This window comes from Clostridium sp. 1001271st1 H5 (assembly GCF_005845215.1).
Taxonomy (GTDB): domain Bacteria; phylum Bacillota; class Clostridia; order Lachnospirales; family Lachnospiraceae; genus Enterocloster.
Genome location: NZ_SPHO01000058.1, coordinates 1 through 2,233, shown reverse-complemented (window position 1 = coordinate 2,233; position 2,233 = coordinate 1). Strand labels below are relative to the sequence as shown.

General features: G+C 44.6%; 2 protein-coding genes. Both read right to left on the bottom strand.

Translation table 11 applies throughout. From position 1 onward, the window contains the following. Positions 1-79 precede the first annotated feature (79 nt). Positions 80-1,753, bottom strand: a complete 1,674-nt coding sequence (locus tag FGS84_RS31745) for a transposase (protein WP_207740041.1) — start codon at positions 1,751-1,753, stop codon at positions 80-82. Positions 1,754-1,757: 4 nt separating this feature from the next. Then, complete coding sequence (locus tag FGS84_RS30515; RefSeq protein ID WP_138311878.1) at positions 1,758-1,946, bottom strand: hypothetical protein; 189 nt, start codon at positions 1,944-1,946, stop codon at positions 1,758-1,760. Positions 1,947-2,233 lie beyond the last annotated feature (287 nt).

The following is a 2,233-nucleotide window of genomic DNA, read 5'->3' as shown; positions in this document are numbered from 1 at the left end:
GTTACTGTTCAGAGGCTAACTTGTAAAGAAAGAACCCATGGTGTAGACTGGAAGCAGTCGAAGCCATGAGTTCTTTCTTCTATCCGAATACTGCGGATACTTTATCATATAGGTTACCATCTTCTTGGCGCATCAAAAACAGCACGCTCATGCTATCACAGAGAAACTCAAGACTTTTGATACTCCGGAATGACATAGCCTGATTCTGTTTTCGTTTTATGAATCTTAGCAGCCGTTCGGCCAGGTTATTCGTTGTAGGAACCCTGCTGTCATGCAGGAACAACAGGTGTGCATCCCGGTAGACGTTCATCCTCGCTGCCAGATTGAATCCTTCTCTGTAGTAGTCGCTGCACGGAATATCCTCGTATTCACTCGAGGCCGTTTTCAGGACCTGAGCATATCTGGTCTCATATTCGTGGATTTTTACGGAATCTCGTTCTTCACCTGATTCCACTCCGTTTACATAGTGGACCATTTCTTGAAGCAGGGAATGCATGTCTTTGTTCCACGTTCGCTCCGGTTCGTTTTCTATGCTGCCTTTCAGATAGCGCAGCACATGTGCCAGGCATTCCTGATGTGCAGAGCCGTATTTGTAGAAGGTTTTCTCATGGTCGTGAATCAAAATCCCCTGATAGTCCTCTACGGGCGTTCCTGCAACACCCGCATGCCCTTTGGCTCCACGGGCATAGTATAGAGCTGGCCCGTCTGGTGCTGCGCAGATAAACACATACGCTCTCTGCCCATTTACACGGGCATTGGTACAGTCTGTATGTATGACCGGAGAAAGGAACATCTCTGAAACTGCAGACCTTCGCAGTGCCTCGCTTTTTTCAGAGAATTCTTTACTGAGCTTACTAATCATTCCTTTTGAAATATCCAGTTTCCCGTCGGTCAGGTTTTTAAGGAAATCCCGACATTTATCGATAGAAACGCAGCAATCGTTATTCAGCAGAAACAGGAAGGCTCTGACGGAAGAACCGTAGTTGACATCATCGGCTACACCGTCCGGAAACTCTGCGTGGTAGAGTTCTCCTGTCTTTATGTCACGGTATACATCTGCTTTGTATTCGATTACATTTAAACATAACTGTACATTGACCAGTTGCTTTGTGACAGTCTTCCCGGTCTTTTTGAAATCAGAATCATCAAGGATTTCTTGTGATGGCTGGAGCAATACTGTCTGATTGGGGGTCTGCTTTTTTCGGCTGTGGCCTGGATGCCCTGGCTGTGCACCAGGCTTTCTGCCATTTGCTTCCCGATTATTGGGAATCTTCTTTTTCCTGATAATCTGAGCAGAAGAAGGCAAAGAGGAATTTTGGAAATCTTTGTTAATCTGAGCAATCAGCTTTTGATTCTTTCCTTTTTCTTCTTCCAGTTCTGTTGCAAGCTGATAGTTCTCCCTGCGCATTTGCGTTATCTTATCATATGCATCATCACGCTGCGCTTCCGCCTTGAAGCTTCGCTCATAGAGACGGGCATTCTCTGCCTGAAAGGCACGTATCTTCTTTTCGTACTCTGCCTGCATGTCATCTGTGCTTTCAAACCATTGCTGACGGGCAGAGCGTTGTTCCAGACGGAGTCGGTGCAGTTCTTCCTGCAGAGATTTTATCTGTTTCTCCAGACAACGACAATCCGTTTCATGTTCCTTTTTCATGTTCACATATTTCTGACCGGACTTAAATGACGCAAGCTGTTGCTGCGCCGCTCTGAGACCGTACTGTAAAGATGTAACCAGTTCAAAGGAAATCCTCATAAGTTTATTCTCCCGATTGAATCATTCCGAGCACTCTGCTCAACATTTCGGCAAGTTCCTCATTCTGTTTGTTTTGAATGCTAATGGTATCTTCCTGCATAGAAATAATCTTTGCCTGATATTCATTTTGCTCTCTGAGCCCTTTCAGCAGTTCTTCAAGAGATATCGGTTTCTGAGTCTCGTTTTTCTTCATTTTGCGGCCTCACTTTCCACCTCAAGTTTAGCATAAATAAGGCTTTTTGGCGAATTGCCGGTTTTTCTCGATTCGTAAAAATGACGGTGTATAACTTCTAAAAATCGCACGTAAATCAAAGAAAGATGAGGCATCTTGTCCACACAGATTCGGCAAATCAAAGGATTTGTGGATGCTCGAACATGCACAGAACCCGGCAGAAAAAGATATCCACCTTTTACTGCCGGGTTTCTAGACATAGCCACAAAATACGCTATTTCTTAAATTTTAAATTTCGTCACTTTGCC

Excerpts from the sequence above, each read along its gene's own strand:
- FGS84_RS31745 (WP_207740041.1), bottom strand. The coding sequence starts at position 1,753 with ATGAGGATTTCCTTTGAACTGGTTACATCTTTACAGTACGGTCTCAGA.
- FGS84_RS30515 (WP_138311878.1), bottom strand. The coding sequence starts at position 1,946 with ATGAAGAAAAACGAGACTCAGAAACCGATATCTCTTGAAGAACTGCTG.